Genomic DNA, 18,515 nt, shown 5'->3' on the forward strand with positions numbered 1-18,515 from the left:
AGCTCTCGTCGAGCCCTTTGCTGGCCAGCAAAACACCTGTATGGCGCAGCAAATTCATTGTGGCGGCCATTGCGCTGGGCTTTATCGGTTTGATTGCCCGCGCCGCCTATGTGCAGGTGTTCGCCAATGATTTTTTCCTGCGCCAAGGCGAGGTGCGTTTTGCCCGTACCCTGACCTTGCCTGCCAACCGGGGCCGCGTGCTGGACCGTAACGGCATGCTGCTGGCTTCCAGCGTACCTGCGCCCAGCATTTGGGCCAACCCGGAGGACATGGAGCGCGACCCTGCCAAGCTGCGCGAACTGGCCCGTCTGCTCGACATGTCACCTGCCGAGTTGGACAAGAAACTCAAGGACGATGAAAAGACTTTTGTCTGGCTGCGCCGCCAAATGGATGAGCCCGTGGTCAAGCAGATCTTGGCGTTGGGTATCAAAGGGGTGTACGACATCAAGGAGTACAAGCGTTTGTACCCCGAGGGCGAGGCGGCTGCGCACATTGTGGGTTTCACCAATGTGGAAGACCAGGGTCAGGAAGGTGTGGAACTGGTGTTCCAAAAGCAGTTGTCCGGCAAGCCGGGTTCGCGCCGTGTCATCAAGGACCGCTTGGGCCGTGTCGTTGAAGACGTGGGCGAGACCGTTCCACCTGTGGATGGCGAAGACTTGCAGTTGAGCATTGACAGCAAGGTCCAGTTTTTTGCGTACCAAAAATTGCGCGAAGCGGTGCTTGAGCACAAAGCCAAGGCGGGCAGTGTGGTGGTGCTCGACGCCCAATCGGGCGAGGTTTTGGCGCTGGCCAATTACCCCAGTTATTCGCCGGACAAACGGGTCAACCTGAGCGGTGAGCAGTTGCGCAACCGCGCTTTGACCGACACCTTTGAACCTGGCTCCACGATGAAGCCCTTTGCCGTGGCGCTGGCTTTGGAAAAAGGCCTGGTCAAGCCCGAGACGCCCATTCAGACCGCCCCGGGTCGCATCACCATCACCGGCTCGACCATCTCCGATGCCCACCCGCACGGGGTGCTGACGGTCAATGAGGTGATTCAGAAATCCAGCAACGTGGGCACCGTGAAGATGGCCATGCAGTTGCAGCCGCGCGAGATGTGGGAGATGTTCGCCCAGGTGGGCTTTGGACAAAAGCCCCAATTGCCCTTTCCTGGGGTGGTCAGCGGGCGTTTGCGCCCTTACAAAACCTGGCGTCCGATCGAGCAGGCGACCATGAGTTACGGTTATGGCATTTCGGGCAGCTTGTTCCAAGTGGCTCGGGCTTACACCGTGTTTGCGCGCGACGGTGAGGTGGTGCCGGCCACGCTCATGAAGGCCGAGCAGCAGGTCCAAGGTGTGCGGGTGTTCAGTGCAGAAAATGCCAAATCCATGCGCAAGATGCTGCAAATGGCCGCCGGCCCTGGCGGCACCGCGCAAAAAGCCCAAACCATGGGTTATTCGGTCGGCGGCAAAACCGGCACGGCCCATAAACAAGAAGGCAAGGGCTACGCGGGAAAAAAATACCGCGGCTTTTTTGTCGGCATGGCCCCCATCGAAGCGCCACGCATTGTGGTGGCCGTGATGATCGACGAGCCCAGCAATGGTCGGTATTACGGTGGTGATGTGGCCGCGCCCGTGTTCAGTCAGACCGTGCAACAAACCTTGCGCTTGTTGGGCGTGCAACCCGACATGGCGGTCAAGCCCCAGATCGTGGCCAAGACGGTTGAGGAGTCCTTTTGATGCAGACGCTGCACAATGCACCCGAAGCCGCGCAGTGGTTGCGCGCCCGTGTGACGGGTGAGTTGCGTACCGACAGCCGTTTGGTGCAAGCTGGCGACGGTTTCATTGCATGGCCCGGTGCGGCCACGGACGGCCGGCGCTATCTGGCGCAAGCCTTGGCAAAAGGGGCCTCTGCTTGCCTGATGGAGTCCACAGGGCATGAGCCTTGGTGGGAGGCCATAGGTTCTGCCGCCATGGAGCCCGAAACACAGCAAAAGCTGGCGCTCATGTCCGAGCTCAAAGCCCAAACGGGATGGGTGGCCGATGCCTATTACGAACACCCCAGCCAGGCCATGAAAGTGATGGCCGTGACTGGCACCAACGGCAAAACCTCGACGGCTTGGTGGCTGGCGCAGGCCTTGTCTTCCCCCGTTTTGCAACAAGCTTGTGGTTTGGTGGGCACCTTGGGTGTGGGTCAGTTGCCCCACTTGCTGAGCACCGGCATGACGACGCCTGATCCTATCTTGCTGCAACGGCAATTGCGCACTTTTTTCGATGCGGGCGCGACCCATTGCGCCATCGAGGCCTCTTCCATCGGTTTGGCCGAGCACCGCTTGGATGGCGTGCAGATCCGAGTGGCCGTGCTCACCAATTTCACCCAAGACCATCTGGACTACCACGGTGACATGGCATCTTATTGGTCTGCCAAAGCGGCTTTGTTTGCCTGGCCTGGTTTGCAGGCCGCCGTGATCAACATCGATGACCCGCAAGGGGACATGTTGGCCAAGCAGCTTCAAGGGGTCGACCTCAGCGTCTGGACCTGCTCGAAGGATTCGGCGCGCCATCCGCAGTCGCGTTTGCAGGCCCGTGCCCGGCCCAACCCTGAGGGTTTGTCATTTGACGTGATCGAAGGCGATCAAGCGCAGACACTTCACACAGAATTGATCGGTGACTACAACATCGACAACCTGTTGGGCGTGATCGGAAGTTTGCGTGCTTTGGGTTTTGATTTGACACAGGCCGTTCAGGCCTGTGCACACTTGACGGCCGTGCCTGGTCGCATGCAACGCGTGAGCGCTGCTGCCGAACAGATGGCCGCATCGCATGGCGATCCAGAATTGCCCCTGGTGGTGGTGGACTATGCCCACACGCCCGATGCCATCACCCACGCCTTGGCCGCCTTGCGCGCACAAGCGAACCAACGTGGTGGTCGCCTGTGGTGCCTGTTCGGTTGCGGCGGTGACCGCGATGCCAGCAAGCGCCCTTTGATGGCGGGTGCTGCCGAGACTGCTGCTGACCAAGTGGTGATGACCAGTGACAACCCCCGGTCAGAACCCCCAGAGGCTATTTTGGCCGCGATGGCCGCAGGCTTGCGCCATCCCCAGAAGGCCCACATTCAAGCAGATCGTGCCTTGGCCATTTCGCAGACGCTGATGCAAGCGGGCGTTCAAGACGTGGTGCTGTTGGCCGGCAAAGGCCACGAGACCGAACAAGAGATCCAAGGGGTGCGGTATCCGTTTTCGGATGTGACGCACGCCCGCATGGCTTTGCAGCAACGCCAAGCAAAGCGTCAGGGAGCACACGCATGAAGGCCAAGAGCGCCATGCATTTGAAACTTGACTTGGCCCTGAGTTGGCTCAGTCATGCGCGGGGTCTGCATGTTCATGGTGTGGTGGCCGATCGCGTGCACACCGACAGCCGCAGCCTGCAGCCTGGCGACTTGTTTGTCGCTTTGCGTGGGGAGCGTTTTGACGGCAACCAGTTCATCGCCCAAGCCAAGGCCCAGGGTGCGGTAGCGGTGGTGTGCGAAGCCTCTGGCGAAGCCCAAGCTGCTGCACACGCATTGCCAGCTTTGGTGGTGCCCGATGCGCGCATCGCTTTGGGTGAGCTGGCCGCAGGCTGGCGTGCACAATTCGATTTGCCTGTGATCGCCGTGACGGGCAGCAATGGCAAAACCACCGTGACGCAAATGATCGCCAGCATCTTGCGCGCCCATGCAGGTGAAGATGCCTTGTCCACCGTGGGCAATCTGAACAACGACATTGGCGTGCCATTGACCTTGTTCAATTTGCGGCCACACCACCGCATCGCGGTGGTCGAGTTGGGCATGAACCATCCCGGCGAAATCGCCTACCTGTCCAAGTTGGCGCAGCCGACCGTGGCACTGGTAAACAACGCGCAACGCGAACACCAAGAGTTCATGGGCACAGTCGAAGCTGTGGCCCATGAAAATGGCGCTGTTTTGCAGGCCTTGCCGGCTTCAGGCGTGGCCGTTTTCCCGTCTGACGACGCTTTCACCGCCGTCTGGCAGAGCTTGTCTGGGCAACGTGCACAGCGCACATTTGCCATGACGGCTGAAGCTGCTGTGCAGTCCGCCGATGTGCGTGCAGCTGTGGTGGTCTGGCAATCGGGCGCTTGGCAGTTCACCCTCAAAACCCCCGAAGGGACGGCGCCGGTGCATTTGCACATTGCCGGTCGACACAACGTGAAAAACGCTTTGGCAGCGAGTGCGTGTGCACTGGCCGCAGGCTTGCCTTTGGCCGCAGTGGCCCAAGGTTTGCTCGCCTTTGAGCCCGTCAAGGGCCGCTCGCGCGCATGGACTTTGCAAGCCGCCAGTGGCGACATCACGTTGGTGGACGACACCTACAACGCCAACCCTGATTCGGTGCGTGCCGCCATCGATGTGCTGGCCGAGTTGCCTGCACCGCGGCTGTTGGTGTTGGGTGACATGGGCGAAGTGGGCAACCAAGGCCCTGAGTTTCATACCGAAATGGGCGCTTATGCCGCCGAACGCGGTCTGGATGCGCTTTACACCTTGGGCCACTTGAGCCTGCACGCCTCGGAGGCTTTTGGCCCAGCCCAGCATTTCGCCGACATGGACGGTTTGTTGGGGGTGGTCACGGCCCAAATGGGGCAATTCAAGAGTGTGCTCGTCAAAGGCTCGCGCTTCATGCAAATGGAGCGCGTGGTGCAAGCCCTGCTGTCAGCAGGTGAAGACAACAAAAACAACCAGAAAATAGGGGAGGCCCATGCTGCTTAGTCTGGCCCAGTGGTTGCAAAGTCTGTCGCCTGAATGGGGCTTTTTGCGCGTTTTCCAATACATCACCTTCCGTGCCGTGATGGCGGCGATGACGGCGCTCTTGATCGGCCTGGCCGCTGGGCCGTTCGTGATCCGCCGCCTCACTTCGCTCAAGATCGGTCAGCCGATCCGAGGTTACGGCATGGCGTCGCACTTGGCCAAAAGCGGGACCCCGACCATGGGCGGCGTGCTCATATTGTTGTCGATCGCGATCTCCACACTGCTGTGGTTTGACCTGTCCAATCGATTTGTCTGGATTGTGTTGATCGTGACGCTGGGATTTGGTGCGATCGGCTGGGTAGACGACTGGCGCAAGGTGGTGAACAAGGACCCCGAGGGCATGCGTTCTCGCGAAAAATATTTTTGGCAATCTGTGATTGGGTTGTTGGCCGCGCTGTACTTGGTGTTCAGCATTTCTGAAGTGTCCAACCTGCGCGTGATGGACCTGTTTGGCAAATGGGTCTTGTCTGGTTTTGATGTGAGTTTGCCGCCCAAGGCGGGATTGCAAGTGCCATTTTTCAAAGAGATCAACTACCCACTGGGTGTACTTGGCTTTGTGACCCTGACCTACTTGGTGATTGTGGGGTCCAGCAATGCGGTCAACCTCACCGATGGTTTGGACGGTTTGGCCATCATGCCGGTGGTCATGGTGGGTTCGGCGCTGGGCGTGTTCGCTTACGTGACCGGTAGCTCGGTCTACTCCAAATACCTGTTTTTCCCGCACATTCCGGGCTCTGGCGAGTTGATGATTTTTTGCGCCGCCATGGCGGGTGCAGGTTTGGCGTTTTTGTGGTTCAACACCCATCCAGCGCAAGTGTTCATGGGCGATGTGGGCGCTTTGGCATTGGGGGCGGCTTTGGGCACCATTGCGGTCATCGTGCGCCAAGAGATCGTACTGGCCATCATGGGTGGCATCTTTGTGGTCGAGGCTTTGTCGGTCATGGCGCAGGTGACTTATTTCAAATACACCAAGAAAAAATACGGCGAAGGCCGCCGCATCCTGAAGATGGCGCCTTTGCACCACCACTTTGAAAAAAGCGGCTGGAAAGAAACGCAAGTGGTGGTCCGTTTCTGGATCATCACCATGTTGCTGTGCCTGGTCGGCTTGTCGACCCTGAAGCTGAGGTAGGCCATGCAGCTCCAAGGTCAACAGGTTTTGATTCTCGGTTTGGGTGCTTCCGGCCTGGCGATGGCCCGTTGGTGCGCACATGCTGGCGCTCAGGTGACCGTGGCCGACACCCGAGAGAGCCCACCTCAGTTGGCCGCCTTGCAGACCGAATGGCCTGCGGTGCGTTTTGTACCAGGTCCTTTGTTGGCGAACTTGGTTGAGGGCACGTCGATGCGTGCAGTGTTCCGCAGCCCAGGCTTGAGTCCAGAGGTGGTGGCACCGGTGGTCGATGCGGCCAAAGCCATGGGCTTGTGGCAAGGCGGCGAACTGAGCTTGTTTACCGCTGGTTTGCAGGATTTGAAGACTCGTTTTGGCTACAGCCCGCAGGTGTTGGCCATCACCGGCACCAACGGCAAAACCACGGTCACGTCGCTCACCGGACAATTGGTGGCGCGTGCGGGTCAAAGCGTGAAAATGGCGGGCAACATCGGCCCTACCTTGCTCGACACCTTGGCCCAAGCCATGCTGGAAGCCGAGTTTCAAGTGAAGTTGCAGGGCGAACAATCACCCTCTGAACCCGAAACCCCCATGGCACAAGCCCTGCCGCAGGTCTGGGTATTGGAATTGTCGAGTTTTCAATTGGACAGCAGCGAAGGCTTTGAGCCGACTGCTGCCACGGTGCTCAATGTCTCGCAAGACCACTTGGATTGGCATGGCAGCATGGCCGCATACAGCGCAGCCAAAGCCCGAATTTTTGGCGAACAAGCTTTGATGGTGTTGAACCGCGATGACGCTCAGGTCATGCACATGTTGCCCTCGCCCATCAAGGTGAAGCTGCAAAAACCGATGGCGCGTGCTTGCGTGACCTTTGGTGGCGATATGCCCCAGCGTCCCGGTGATTTTGGCATTGAGGTGACCCATGGTATGACTTGGTTGGTGCGCGCTTTGGAGGCCGATGAAACCCGTCGCCGCCGCAAAGACGAAGCCGAAGAATTGCACTTTCAACGCCTCATTCCGGCAGACGCCTTGCGCATTCGCGGTCGCCACAACGCTGTCAATGCGCTGGCGGCCTTGGCTTTGGCCAGCAGCGCAGGTTGTGCCTTGGGTCCCATGCTGTATGGGCTGCGCGAATACCGGGGTGAACCGCACCGCGTGGAGCCGGTCGCCATCATCAACGGGGTGGAATTTTTTGACGACAGCAAGGGCACCAATGTGGGGGCCACCGTGGCCGCCTTGCAGGGTCTGGGTCAGGAACGCCGCGTGGTGGTGATTTTGGGTGGAGAGGGCAAGGGGCAAGATTTCAGGCCTCTGACCGATCCTGTGACGCGCTTCACACGAGGTGTGGTTTTGATGGGTCGTGACGCGCCCAGCATCCGCAAAGTGCTGGAGGCCACAGGCGTACAGATCGCCGATGCCAAAGACATGGCCGATGCCGTGGCCCAAGCTGCCAGCATGGCGACAAGTGGTGACGCGGTGTTGATGTCGCCTGCATGCGCCAGCTTTGACATGTTTGACCACTATGGCCATCGGGCCGAGGTGTTTTGCCAAGCGGTGGCCAGTTTGGCCGAAGCTGCTGGTGTGGCCATGGAGGGCGGACTGTGAGCGATACGCTGACTTTCTCGCAACGTTTGCAAGGCGGCATGTCCCGCATGGGCCAAATGCTGTCAGGACAGAAATGGCGTTCTGCAACGGCCGGACCGGCCAGCTTGCCGGTCAATTTGGGCGGCTATGACGCCAGTCGACAAGGAGTGAGCTCCGGTGCCCGTTTGCAAAGCATCGACCAAGCGCTGGTCTGGGTGGTCGTGGCTTTGATGATGTGGGGGATGGTCATGGTGTATTCCGCCTCCATCGCCATGCCGGACAACCCCCGATTTGCGCGCTATTCGCACACCCATTTTCTGACGCGACATGTGATCTCAATGGTGGTGGGCGGGGTCATGGCCCTGCTGGCTTTTCAAGTGCCCACCGAGACTTGGGAAAAACTGGCCAGGCCTTTGTTTGTGGTGTCCTTGATTTTATTGGCCCTGGTGCTGATCCCCTTCATTGGTAAGGGCGTCAATGGGGCACGTCGCTGGATCTCGTTTGGTGTCTTCAACTTTCAACCCTCTGAATTGGCCAAATTCGCCACCATCATTTATGCCGCCGACTACATGGTGCGCAAGATGGAAGTCAAAGAGCGTTTCTTCCGTGCGGTCTTGCCAATGGGTGCAGCCGTGGCGCTGGCGGGCGTGTTTTTGTTGGCCGAGCCCGACATGGGCGCATTCATGGTGATCGCGATCATCGCCATGGGCATTTTGTTTTTAGGTGGCGTGAATGCCCGCATGTTCTTTCTGATCTTTGCCGTCCTGGTGGGGGCATTCATGGCCATGATCGCGGCTTCGCCATGGCGACGTGACCGCATCTTTGCCTACCTCGACCCTTTCAGCGCTGAGCATGCACTGGGCAAGGGTTACCAATTGTCACACTCCTTGATCGCCATTGGGCGTGGCGAGGTATGGGGCGTGGGCTTGGGAGGCAGTGTTGAAAAATTGCACTGGTTGCCTGAAGCGCACACCGATTTTTTGTTGGCCGTGATCGGGGAAGAGTTCGGCTTGGTCGGCGTGACCTTGGTGATCTGCCTGTTTTTGTGGCTCAGCCGCCGAATCATGGTGATTGGACGCCAGGCCATCGCCTTGGACAAGGTCTTCTCTGGATTGGTCGCCCAAGGCGTGGGCATTTGGATTGGTTTTCAGGCCTTCATCAACATGGGCGTCAACCTGGGAGCTTTGCCCACCAAGGGATTGACCTTGCCGCTGATGAGCTACGGCGGCTCGGCCATCATGATGAACTTGATCGCCATCGCGGTGGTGTTGCGCATCGATGCCGAGAACAAACAGATGATGCGCGGAGGTCGTTCATGAACGCCAAATGCGCACTGGTCATGGCAGGCGGCACGGGAGGGCACATCTTCCCTGGCTTGGCGGTCGCACAAGCTTTGCGCGATGCCGGTTGGCGAGTGCATTGGTTGGGCGCGCCGAACAGCATGGAAAGTCAGTTGGTGCCAGCACATGGTTTCCCCTTCGAAGCGGTGGCCTTTGGCGGCGTGCGCGGCAAGGGCCTGACCACATTGGCTGTCTTGCCTTTGAAGTTGCTGCGCGCGTTTTGGCAAAGCTGGCAGGTCTTGCGTCGAGTCCGCCCCGATGTGGTTCTGGGCTTGGGCGGCTACATCACCTTCCCCGGCGGCATGATGGCCAGTCTGTACGGAAAACCCTTGGTCTTGCACGAGCAAAACTCGGTGGCTGGGATGGCCAACAAAGTGTTGTCCCAATTGGCAGACCGGGTGTTCACCGCCTTTCCAGATGTGTTCAAACAAGGCCATTGGGTGGGCAATCCCTTGAGAAGCGCTTTCACCCAGCAAGCTGCACCAGCCGAACGGTTTGCAGGCCGAACGGGCCCTTTGCGTGTGCTGGTGGTGGGGGGGAGTTTGGGCGCCAAGGCCTTGAACGACAGCGTGCCCCAAGCACTGGCCTTGATGCCCTTGGCGAGCCGACCGGTGGTGGTTCATCAAAGCGGCGCAAAACAAATTGATGCCTTGCGCACGAACTATCAAGCGGCAGGTGTAGAGGCTGAACTGACCCCATTCATTGACGATACGGCCAGCGCTTTCGCGCAAGCCGATGTGGTGATTTGCAGGGCGGGTGCCAGCACCGTCACCGAGCTGGCGGCGGTGGGTGTGGCGGCGGTTTTTGTGCCCTTTCCGCATGCAGTGGACGACCACCAAACCACCAATGCCCAGTTTTTGGTGGCAAAAGGGGGTGGCTGGCTCATGCCGCAGGCCGATTTGTCGCCACAGGCGCTGGCCAACTTTTTGACGGGGATGACACGTGAACAGTTGCTGGTGGCTGCCCAAAAGGCACACGATCAGAGACAAACAAACGCAACCCAAGAGGTCGTGATGGCTTGTGAGGAGCTGGCGGCATGAAACACGCCATTAGAAAAATCCACTTCATTGGTATTGGCGGTTCGGGCATGAGCGGAATCGCCGAGGTGTTGCTCAACCTGGGTTACCAAATTTCAGGCTCGGATTTGTCCGACAGCGCCACGCTGCGGCGTTTGGCAGCTTTGGGCATCGCCACCCATGTGGGCCATTCGGCAGACAACGTCAAAGACGCCGATGCGGTGGTCACTTCGACCGCTGTCAAAGCGGACAACCCGGAGGTGCTGGCTGCCCGTGAGCGCCACATCCCGATCGTGCCCAGGGCCGTGATGTTGGCCGAGTTGATGCGCATGAAGCAAGGCGTGGCCATTGCCGGCACACACGGCAAGACCACCACCACCAGCTTGGTGGCCAGCGTGTTGGCCGAGGCCGGGTTGGACCCGACTTTCGTGATTGGAGGGCGCTTGAACAGCGCGGGTGCAAACGCCAAGTTGGGCACGGGGGAATACATCGTGGTCGAAGCCGATGAGTCCGATGCCTCGTTCTTGAACCTGCTGCCCGTGATGGCCGTGGTGACCAACATCGATGCGGACCACATGGAAACCTATGGCCATGACTTGGGCAAACTCAAGGGTGCATTTGTCGAGTTTTTGCACCGCATGCCGTTTTACGGCACGGCCATTGTCTGTTCGGACGACCCGGGCGTTCGGTCCATCCTGAACGACATTGCCAGGCCCGTGACCACCTATGGTTTGAACGAAGGTGCGCAAGTCAGAGCCGTGGATGTTCAGGCCGCACAGGGCCAGATGCGTTTCACTGTGCAACGCCGCAACGGTGTGACGCTGTCCGATTTGCCTTTGGTGCTGAATTTGCCGGGACACCACAATGTACTCAACGCCTTGGCTGCCGTGGCTGTCGCCGTTGAGCTGGGTGTTGAAGATGCAGCGGTGCAGCGTGCATTGGCGAGCTTCAAAGGGGTGGGGCGGCGTTTCCAGCGTTACGGCGAGGTGGCTGTACCTGGCGGTGATGGGCAGTTCACAGTGATCGACGACTACGGTCATCACCCGGTGGAAATGGCCGCTACCTTGGCCGCTGCACGTGGGGCGTTTCCAGGGCGCCGTTTGGTGTTGGCTTTCCAGCCCCACCGCTTCAGCCGCACCCGCGATTGCTTTGAAGACTTTGTCAAAGTGATTGGCCAAGGCTGTGACAGCATTTTATTGGCCGAAGTGTATGCCGCAGGCGAGGCCCCGATCGTGGCCGCCGATGGTCGTTCGCTGGCACGCGCACTGCGTGTGGCAGGCAAGGTCGAGCCGATTTTTGTCGATCAGATCACCGACATGCCCCAAGCCATTCTCAGCAATGCACGTGATGGCGATGTGCTCATCTGCATGGGCGCTGGCTCCATTGGCGCAGTGCCAGGCCAGGTGGTCGAGATGGGGAGGGCTGCGTGAACGAATTGAATTTGGGCAAAGTGGCCGTCCTCATGGGCGGGCAATCGGCCGAACGTGAAGTGTCCTTGATGTCCGGCGAGGGTGTGTTGCAAGCCTTGCGCGCAGCGGGTGTCGATGCACATGCGTTTGACCCGGCCGAACGCGACTTGGGTGAGCTCAAACGCGAGGGATTTGAACGATGCTTCATTGCCCTGCATGGCCGGTTTGGAGAAGACGGGACGGTCCAAGGCGCATTGGAACTGATGGGTTTGCCTTATACGGGCTCGGGTGTGATGGCCTCCAGCATCGCCATGGACAAAACCATGACCAAGCGGGTTTGGTTGGCCGAGGGCTTGCCCACACCCCGTTACGTGTTGGTGCGCCGCGAACAATTGGAAGGCCTGTCTCTGGACGACTTGGTGGCGAATTTGGGTTTGCCCTTGATCGTCAAACCCGCCCGTGAAGGGTCATCGATTGGCGTGAGCAAAGTGACGAAAGTCCAAGATCTGTTGGCTGCTTTGCTTGCGGCCGCGCAATGCGATGCCGACATCCTGTGCGAACAATGCATCGTGGGTGACGAGGTGACTTGCCCCGTGTTAGGAGAGGGCCATGCAGCCCGGGCCCTTCCCGTGATTCGGATCGTGGCCCCCGAGGGCAATTACGACTACCAAAACAAGTACTTCACCAACGATACCCAGTATGTGGTTCCCAGTGGCTTGCCCAGAACCGAAGAGGCCGCCATCGAGGCGCTGGTCGTCAAGGCTTACCAGGTTTTGGGTTGCCGGGGATGGGGGCGCCTGGACGTGATGATCGATGCGGCTACGCGTCAACCCTATTTGCTGGAAATCAACACCTCGCCTGGCATGACCGGTCACTCCTTGGTGCCCATGTCGGCCAAGGCCGAAGGCCTGAGCTACGAAGCTTTGTGCTGCCAGTTGTTGGCTTCGGCCACGCTCGACCATGTGCAGGAGGTCCCAGAGTGAAATCCACCGCGCCATTGCCGCTTGATATTCGGCTCATGAACATGGCTGCAGCATCGCTGCTGGTGCTGTTCGTGTTGCTGCTGCTGGGAGGTGCAATTTGGTGGTTATTGCGCCATCCAGCCTTTGCGATCCAGGCGATCACGGTGCAAGGTGAAGTCACGCGCAACAACGCGATCACCTTACGTGCCAATGTGATGCCGCAATTGCAAGGCAACTTTTTCACCATCGACTTGGATCGCACCAAAGAGGCATTTGAGGCTGTCCCCTGGGTCAGAGGTGCCGTGGTGCACAGGGACTTTCCCAACCGCTTGCGCACCGTGTTGGTGGAGCATGAACCCATGGCTTTGTGGGGCGATGAGAGCGCCAACAAGATGGTCAACCAGCAAAGCCGCGTGTTCGAAGCCAATGTGGAAGACCTGGACATTGACAAACTCCCACGCTTGAAGGGCCCTGACGCGCAGTCACAGACCGTGGTGCAAATGTACCGCCATCTGTTACCGATCTTTGAGGCGATGGACATGGGCATTGATCAACTGGAATTGACGCCACGCGGCAGTTGGCGTGTGCTGACCGACCATGGGGCCTTGCTGGAATTGGGCCGGGGCACCGAAAGCGAGATCACGGCCCAGTTGCAAGTATTTTTCAAGACACTTTCCCAGGTCACGGCCCGATATGGTCGCACGCCCACCGCCTTGGCGGGTGCAGATTTGCGGCACAAAGACGGTTATGCCTTGCGCTTGCGTGGCGTGGCCACGGTGGAAACAGACGGTAAGAAAAAGCTTTGAGTGATCAAGGCAAAAGAATGAAACGGAAACGGTGATTCAAATGGCAAAAGAGTACAAAGATCTGGTGGTGGGCTTGGACATTGGGACCTCCAAAGTCATGGCGGTGGTGGCCGAAGTGATGCCCGACGGCGAACTTAAAATCGCCGGTTTGGGCATTGCGCCAGGCAATGGCCTCAAGCGCGGGGTGGTGGTCAACATCGACGCCACAGTGCAAAGCATCCAACAGGCTTTGAAAGAAGCCGAGTTGATGGCCGACTGCAAAATCACCCGCGTCAATGTCGGCATCACCGGCAGCCACATCCGCGGTATCAACTCCAGCGGCATGGTGGCCATCAAGGACAAGGAAGTCACGCAAGCCGATGTGGCCCGCGTGATGGAAACCGCCCGCGCCATCAACATTTCAACCGACCAGCGCTTGCTGTTGGTGGCCCCGCAAGAATTTGTGATCGATGGCCAGGAGGTCAAAGAACCCATCGGCATGAGCGGCATGCGCCTGGAAGCCAAGGTGCACATCGTGACAGGCGCCCAGAGTGCGGCAGAAAACATCATCAAGTGTGTGCGCCGCTGCGGTTTGGAAGTCGACCAATTGCTGCTCAACCCCCAATCTTCCAGCTTGGCGGTTTTGTCGGAAGACGAGCGCGAATTGGGCGTGGTGTGCGTGGACATTGGTGCAGGCACCACCGACGTGGCCATCTTTGCGAACGGATCGATCCGCCACACCGCCGTGATCCCGATCGCTGGTGACCTGATCACCAGCGACATCACCATGGCTTTGCGTACCCCCACCAAGGACGCTGAGGACATCAAGGTCGAAAGTGGTTACGCCAAGCAGCTGCTGGCCAACCCCGATGCGCAGGTCGAGGTGCCTGGCTTGGGCGACCGGGGCCCGCGCATGCTCAGCCGCCAAGCCTTGGCAGGCGTGATTGAGCCGCGCATCGAAGAAATTTTCTCGCTGGTGCACCAAGTCATTCGCGAGTCGGGTTACGAAGAAGTGCTCTCGTCCGGCATCGTGCTCACGGGCGGCAGCGCCATCATGCCCGGCATGGTTGAGTTGGGCGAAGACATCTTCCTCAAACCTGTGCGCCGTGGTTTGCCCAAATATTCAGGTGGCTTGGCCGACATGGTCAGCCAACCCCGCGCAGCCACCGTGATGGGCCTCTTAGAAGAAGCCCGCATGGCCCGCCTGCGCGGTTTCAAAGTGACGCAAAAGAAAAGTTCGGTGAACAACGCTTTTGGCCGCTTCAAAGATTTCATCGTGGGGAACTTCTGATGAATTGGAAAAAAAGACATCTGGCCAGGGGCAGTCCACCGATTGCACGACCGTGTCGATGTTGACACCCTGTCCCCCCAACAACAATTGATTGATTCACACCTCGGCAACTGCAAACAAATTTAGGAGTAGCACCATGACCATCGAAATGATCCAGACAGAAGAATTCAACCAAGGCACCCAGATCAAAGTGATCGGCGTCGGCGGCGGCGGCGGCAACGCGGTCGAGCACATGATCGAGAGTCAAGTTCAGGGCGTCGAATTCGTGTGCGCCAACACCGACGCGCAGGCCTTGGCCCGCAGCGCAGCGCACCGCTTCATTCAGCTTGGCCAAACCGGTCTGGGCGCTGGCAGCAGGCCAGAAATAGGCCGTCAAGCCGCTGAAAGCGCCGAAGCCGACATCCGCGCCGCCATCGAAGGTGCGCACATGTTGTTCATCACCGCCGGTATGGGCGGCGGCACGGGCACTGGTGCAGCCCCTGTGATCGCCCGCATCGCCAAAGAAATGGGCATCCTCACCGTGGGCGTGGTCACCAAGCCGTTTGAGTTTGAAGGCGGCCGCCGCATGTCCAACGCTGACCTGGGCATGCAGGAACTCGAAGCCAATGTGGATTCGCTGATCGTGGTGTTGAATGAAAAGCTGCTGGAATTGCCCGGTGGTGAGGACATGACGCAAGACGAGGCTTTTGCCCACGCCAACGATGTGCTGAAAAACGCTGTCGGTGGCATTGCCGAGATCATCAATGTGCCAGGCCATGTGAACGTCGACTTTGAAGATGTGCGAACCGTGATGGGCGAGCCCGGTAAAGCCATGATGGGCACGGCCGCGGCTAGCGGCCCGGACCGCGCCCGCATTGCCGCCGAGCAAGCCGTGGCTTGCCCGCTTCTCGAAGGTGTGGATTTGTCGGGTGCCAAGGGCGTTTTGGTGCTGATCAGCGCAGCAAAAGGTTCGCTCAAGTTGTCCGAGTCCAAGCAGGCGATGAACACCATCCGTGCTTACGCCTCCGAAAATGCGCATGTGATTTACGGCACCGCCTACGACGAGAACCTGGGCGACGAGATCCGAGTGACGGTGGTGGCCACCGGTTTGTCCAAAGCCGGTGCACGCCGTACGTCTCCCCCGCTGCAAGTGCTGCGCACCGGCACTGACAACGTGCCCTTCGCCATGCGTGGCCAGGACCCCGTCGCCACTTCCGGCAACGCTGCAACGCCAATGAACAACAGTGGATTGAATGTGCCCGCCTACTGGCGCAGCAACCGCACCCATGCGGCTGCCCGTGTGGATGGCATGGCCAATGCGGGCATGGACGACATCGAGATCCCTGCGTTCTTGCGCAAGCAAGCGGACTGATCTGCGGGTTTGACATGGTTCTGAGGTGAATTGGGGTCAGACGGGCGAAGGCCTGTTTGGCCCCTTTTTGCGTGTTCGTTCAGCTACAACGGCTTGAATCGTTGGTTGCAGACTGGCACTTGGGTTTTGTCGTCCCGGCGTTTTGCCCGGGGCCGTCGGGCTCGTCGTCGCTTCGCGCCTCACTATCGCCCGCCAGCCCCGGGCAAACCGCCGGAACTGCGTATCCGCGGTTGCTGGCCTTTTGGGGTGATGCCTAGTGCTTACATTCAGCTTTGCTTCGCTCGCCAACTAAAATATACCCATGCTCGCTCAACGCACCCTCAAAACCTTGACCAAAGCCGTTGGTGTGGGTTTGCACAGCGGTCAGCGTGTCGAGCTGACCCTGCGCCCGGCCTCACCTGACACGGGTATTGTGTTTCGCCGCATCGACTTGGCCGAGCCGATCGACATACCCGTCAACGCCGAAGCGGTGACCGACACCCGCTTGGCCTCCACCATTTCTGCGGGCCAAGCCAAAGTGCTGACGGTGGAGCACCTGATGTCGGCTTGTGCGGGTTTGGGGATAGACAACTTGTATGTGGACATCACCGCCGAAGAGGTTCCCATCCTCGATGGCTCGGCTTCGTCTTTTGTTTTTTTGCTGCAAAGCGCGGGCGTGGTCGAGCAGTCCTTGCCCAAGCGATTTGTGCGTGTGCTCAAGCCTGTCGAGGTGTATGAAGGCGAAGGTGCGAACATCAAGTGGGCACGACTGACGCCCTACCATGGCTACAAGCTGAGCTTCGAAATCGATTTTCGCCACCCCGCTGTGGACTCGACTGGACAACAGGTGGTGTTTGATATGTCAGACGGTGTGTATGCCCGTGACATCGCCCGTGCCCGCACCTTTGGTTTCACCAAGGATGTGGAAATGCTGCGCGCCAATGGCTTGGCTTTGGGCGGCGGCTTGGACAATGCCATCGTGATGGACGATTACAAGGTCTTGAACACCGATGGCCTGCGCTACGACGACGAATTCGTCAAACACAAAATTTTGGATGCCATGGGAGATTTGTACATTCTGGGCAAACCACTGTTGGCTGAGTACAGCGCATTCCGCTCGGGCCACGCCATGAACAACCGCTTGCTTCGCGAGTTGTTGTCTCGACCTGACGCCTACGAGGTGGTGACTTTTGAGAAGGAGGCGCAAGCGCCCCGTGGTTTTGCCCATTTGCAGCCGTCTTGGTGATGCAGCGCACCACACATCTGCTGTATCTGCACGGTTTTCGGTCTTCGCCGCAATCGCTCAAGGCCAGGAAAATGGCCGACACCGTGCACTACCAGTATCCCAGTCTGACCTGGTGGTGCCCCCAGTTGCCCCCCTCACCCCGACAGGCCATGGCCCTGTTGCAAGCGGGCACAGCCCATTGGCCCCTTGAGCGCACCGCCATCGTGGGCTCTTCTTTGGGGGGCTTTTATGCCGCTTGGCTGTCAAATGCCTGGAATTGCCCTGCGGTGCTGCTCAATCCGGCGGTGCACCCAGCGCGTGATTTGGCTCGTTACATTGGCGAACACCCGTCTTGGCACGACCCTTCGCAGAAAATCTTTTTTGAAGCGTCATTTGTGCAAGAGCTCCTGGAATTGGAGGCGCAGCCTCCAACATTCACCCCAGCCTCAGCCCCAGCGCCAAGAACCCTGGCGGTGATCGCCAAAGGCGATGAAGTGCTCGATTGGCGGGAAATGCTGGCACGCCACGAAGGGGGGCAAGTTCGCTTGATCGAAGGCAGTGACCACGCACTCGGTGATTTCGACTTGTACCTGCCCGAAATTTTGAATTTTCTTCACTTGACCTGAGGGCCGGGGGCTTTCGCGGCGGCGGCGCGTGGGAAAATCGCCCGATGTACGCATTATTTGAAGAAGCCGGTAAATTCATGGCCGGTCGCATTTTGTCCGAAGCCGAGGCCTCAGCGCAGGTGGAGCTCGATTCGGGCAAACGGGTCAAAGTCAAAGCCGCAGCCCAGCTGCTCAAATTTGACAAGCCCACCCCTGCCGCCTTGTTGGCCGAAGCCGCATCGCTCAGCCAAAGCATCGAGTTGGAGCTGGCCTACGAATTTGCATCCGAGGAAGAGTTTGGTTTTGCCGATTTGGCGCAAGACTATTTCAACTCGGCCAGCACGGTGCAGCAAGTCGCAGCTTTGCTGCGCCTGCACGAAGCGCCGCATTACTTTCGCCGTGCAGGCAAAGGGCGTTTTCGCAAGGCGCCGGCCGAGATCGTGCAACAAGCCTTGTTGGCGATTGAAAAAAAGAAACAAATTCAGGCCCAAATCGAGGCTTGGTCGGCCGAATTGGTGGCGGGCACCTGCCCAGCGCCGATCCGCGATCAACTCTACAAAATTCTGTTTCGACCTGATAAAAACACGCCTGAGTACAAAGCTGTGGTGGATGCCAGCAAGGCCAGCCAGAGGGCGCCTTTGGACTTGTTGCAAAACGCCAGGGCCATTGCTTCGGCTTGGGATTTCCACTGGCAGCGTTTCTTGTTTGATTTGTTCCCCAAAGGCACGGGTTTTCCGGCTTTGGAGGCGCCGGCCATCTTGGATGACTTGCCGTTGGCCCCCGTACAGGCCTTCTCAATCGACGACTCGCACACCACCGAAATCGACGACGCCTTGTCGCTGCAAGGTCTGGGCACCGGAACGGTCACTGTAGGCATTCACATCGCTGCGCCCGGATTGGCCCTGAAGCCGGGCAGCGCCATCGACCAGTTGGGCCGCGCCCGCCTGTCAACCGTCTACATGCCCGGCTACAAAATCACCATGCTGCCCGACAGCGTGGTGCAGGCCTACACCTTGATTGAGGGGCGAGACTGCCCCGCCGTGTCGCTTTACGTCACTTTCAGCGAAGACACGCTGGAGGTGCAAAG

15 protein-coding genes are annotated in these 18,515 nt (G+C 59.0%); all 15 read left to right on the forward strand.

The annotated features are described in order from the left end of the window. A partial coding sequence (locus Q0O19_RS09530) for a penicillin-binding protein 2 (RefSeq protein ID WP_295522365.1) occupies nucleotides 1-1,718 on the forward strand: 1,718 nt, incomplete at its 5' end. Continuing rightward, nucleotides 1,718-3,286 (forward strand): UDP-N-acetylmuramoyl-L-alanyl-D-glutamate--2,6-diaminopimelate ligase, encoded by a 1,569-nt coding sequence (locus Q0O19_RS09535; protein ID WP_295522367.1) that lies wholly within the window; start codon nucleotides 1,718-1,720, stop codon nucleotides 3,284-3,286. The genes Q0O19_RS09530 and Q0O19_RS09535, both read left to right, overlap by 1 nt. A gap of 14 nt (nucleotides 3,287-3,300) precedes the next feature. Next, nucleotides 3,301-4,737: a UDP-N-acetylmuramoyl-tripeptide--D-alanyl-D-alanine ligase gene (murF, locus tag Q0O19_RS09540; protein ID WP_295522369.1), complete on the forward strand. Its 1,437-nt coding sequence runs from the start codon at nucleotides 3,301-3,303 to the stop codon at nucleotides 4,735-4,737. After that, entirely contained in the window at nucleotides 4,727-5,905 is a 1,179-nt protein-coding gene (mraY, locus tag Q0O19_RS09545; RefSeq protein ID WP_295522371.1) for a phospho-N-acetylmuramoyl-pentapeptide-transferase, read from the forward strand. Before murF ends, mraY begins: the two co-directional genes overlap by 11 nt. Before the next feature lie 3 nt (nucleotides 5,906-5,908). Further along, nucleotides 5,909-7,486 (forward strand): UDP-N-acetylmuramoyl-L-alanine--D-glutamate ligase, encoded by a 1,578-nt coding sequence (murD, locus tag Q0O19_RS09550; protein ID WP_295522373.1) that lies wholly within the window; start codon nucleotides 5,909-5,911, stop codon nucleotides 7,484-7,486. Nucleotides 7,487-7,524: 38 nt separating this feature from the next. Further along, entirely contained in the window at nucleotides 7,525-8,784 is a 1,260-nt protein-coding gene (ftsW, locus tag Q0O19_RS09555) for a putative lipid II flippase FtsW (protein ID WP_295522393.1), read from the forward strand. Further along, nucleotides 8,781-9,845: an undecaprenyldiphospho-muramoylpentapeptide beta-N-acetylglucosaminyltransferase gene (gene murG / locus Q0O19_RS09560; RefSeq protein ID WP_295522375.1), complete on the forward strand. Its 1,065-nt coding sequence runs from the start codon at nucleotides 8,781-8,783 to the stop codon at nucleotides 9,843-9,845. Before ftsW ends, murG begins: the two co-directional genes overlap by 4 nt. Then, a complete protein-coding gene (gene murC / locus Q0O19_RS09565) occupies nucleotides 9,842-11,251 on the forward strand; it encodes a UDP-N-acetylmuramate--L-alanine ligase (protein WP_295522377.1) in 1,410 nt (469 codons plus the stop codon). The genes murG and murC overlap by 4 nt, the downstream gene beginning before the upstream one ends. Continuing rightward, nucleotides 11,248-12,213 (forward strand): D-alanine--D-alanine ligase, encoded by a 966-nt coding sequence (locus Q0O19_RS09570; protein WP_295522379.1) that lies wholly within the window; start codon nucleotides 11,248-11,250, stop codon nucleotides 12,211-12,213. Before murC ends, Q0O19_RS09570 begins: the two co-directional genes overlap by 4 nt. A gap of 35 nt (nucleotides 12,214-12,248) precedes the next feature. Next, on the forward strand, nucleotides 12,249-12,998 hold the full coding sequence (locus Q0O19_RS09575; protein WP_295522381.1) for a cell division protein FtsQ/DivIB: 750 nt from the start codon (nucleotides 12,249-12,251) through the stop codon (nucleotides 12,996-12,998). A 40-nt stretch (nucleotides 12,999-13,038) separates the two neighbouring features. Further along, nucleotides 13,039-14,268 carry a cell division protein FtsA gene (ftsA, locus tag Q0O19_RS09580; protein WP_295522383.1) on the forward strand — a complete coding sequence of 410 codons (1,230 nt, stop codon included), beginning with the start codon at nucleotides 13,039-13,041 and terminating at the stop codon, nucleotides 14,266-14,268. Nucleotides 14,269-14,404: 136 nt separating this feature from the next. Next, nucleotides 14,405-15,619: a cell division protein FtsZ gene (gene ftsZ, locus Q0O19_RS09585; protein ID WP_295522385.1), complete on the forward strand. Its 1,215-nt coding sequence runs from the start codon at nucleotides 14,405-14,407 to the stop codon at nucleotides 15,617-15,619. Between the two features lie 301 nt (nucleotides 15,620-15,920). After that, a complete protein-coding gene (gene lpxC / locus Q0O19_RS09590) occupies nucleotides 15,921-16,844 on the forward strand; it encodes a UDP-3-O-acyl-N-acetylglucosamine deacetylase (protein WP_295522387.1) in 924 nt (307 codons plus the stop codon). Continuing rightward, a complete protein-coding gene (locus Q0O19_RS09595; RefSeq protein ID WP_295522389.1) occupies nucleotides 16,844-17,449 on the forward strand; it encodes a YqiA/YcfP family alpha/beta fold hydrolase in 606 nt (201 codons plus the stop codon). The genes lpxC and Q0O19_RS09595 overlap by 1 nt, the downstream gene beginning before the upstream one ends. Before the next feature lie 44 nt (nucleotides 17,450-17,493). Beyond that, on the forward strand, nucleotides 17,494-18,515 hold a 1,022-nt coding region (locus Q0O19_RS09600), incomplete at its 3' end, for a ribonuclease catalytic domain-containing protein (protein WP_295522391.1).

This window comes from Limnohabitans sp. Rim8, assembly GCF_945869175.1.
In the GTDB taxonomy this organism is placed as follows: domain Bacteria; phylum Pseudomonadota; class Gammaproteobacteria; order Burkholderiales; family Burkholderiaceae_C; genus Limnohabitans_A.

Excerpts from the sequence above, each read along its gene's own strand:
- mraY (WP_295522371.1), top strand. The coding sequence starts at position 4,727 with ATGCTGCTTAGTCTGGCCCAGTGGTTGCAAAGTCTGTCGCCTGAATGG.
- ftsA (WP_295522383.1), top strand. The coding sequence starts at position 13,039 with ATGGCAAAAGAGTACAAAGATCTGGTGGTGGGCTTGGACATTGGGACC.
- murC (WP_295522377.1), top strand. The coding sequence starts at position 9,842 with ATGAAACACGCCATTAGAAAAATCCACTTCATTGGTATTGGCGGTTCG.
- Q0O19_RS09575 (WP_295522381.1), top strand. The coding sequence starts at position 12,249 with ATGAACATGGCTGCAGCATCGCTGCTGGTGCTGTTCGTGTTGCTGCTG.
- Q0O19_RS09535 (WP_295522367.1), top strand. The coding sequence starts at position 1,718 with ATGCAGACGCTGCACAATGCACCCGAAGCCGCGCAGTGGTTGCGCGCC.
- ftsZ (WP_295522385.1), top strand. The coding sequence starts at position 14,405 with ATGACCATCGAAATGATCCAGACAGAAGAATTCAACCAAGGCACCCAG.
- Q0O19_RS09595 (WP_295522389.1), top strand. The coding sequence starts at position 16,844 with ATGCAGCGCACCACACATCTGCTGTATCTGCACGGTTTTCGGTCTTCG.
- lpxC (WP_295522387.1), top strand. The coding sequence starts at position 15,921 with ATGCTCGCTCAACGCACCCTCAAAACCTTGACCAAAGCCGTTGGTGTG.
- murF (WP_295522369.1), top strand. The coding sequence starts at position 3,301 with ATGCATTTGAAACTTGACTTGGCCCTGAGTTGGCTCAGTCATGCGCGG.
- murD (WP_295522373.1), top strand. The coding sequence starts at position 5,909 with ATGCAGCTCCAAGGTCAACAGGTTTTGATTCTCGGTTTGGGTGCTTCC.
- murG (WP_295522375.1), top strand. The coding sequence starts at position 8,781 with ATGAACGCCAAATGCGCACTGGTCATGGCAGGCGGCACGGGAGGGCAC.
- ftsW (WP_295522393.1), top strand. The coding sequence starts at position 7,525 with ATGTCCCGCATGGGCCAAATGCTGTCAGGACAGAAATGGCGTTCTGCA.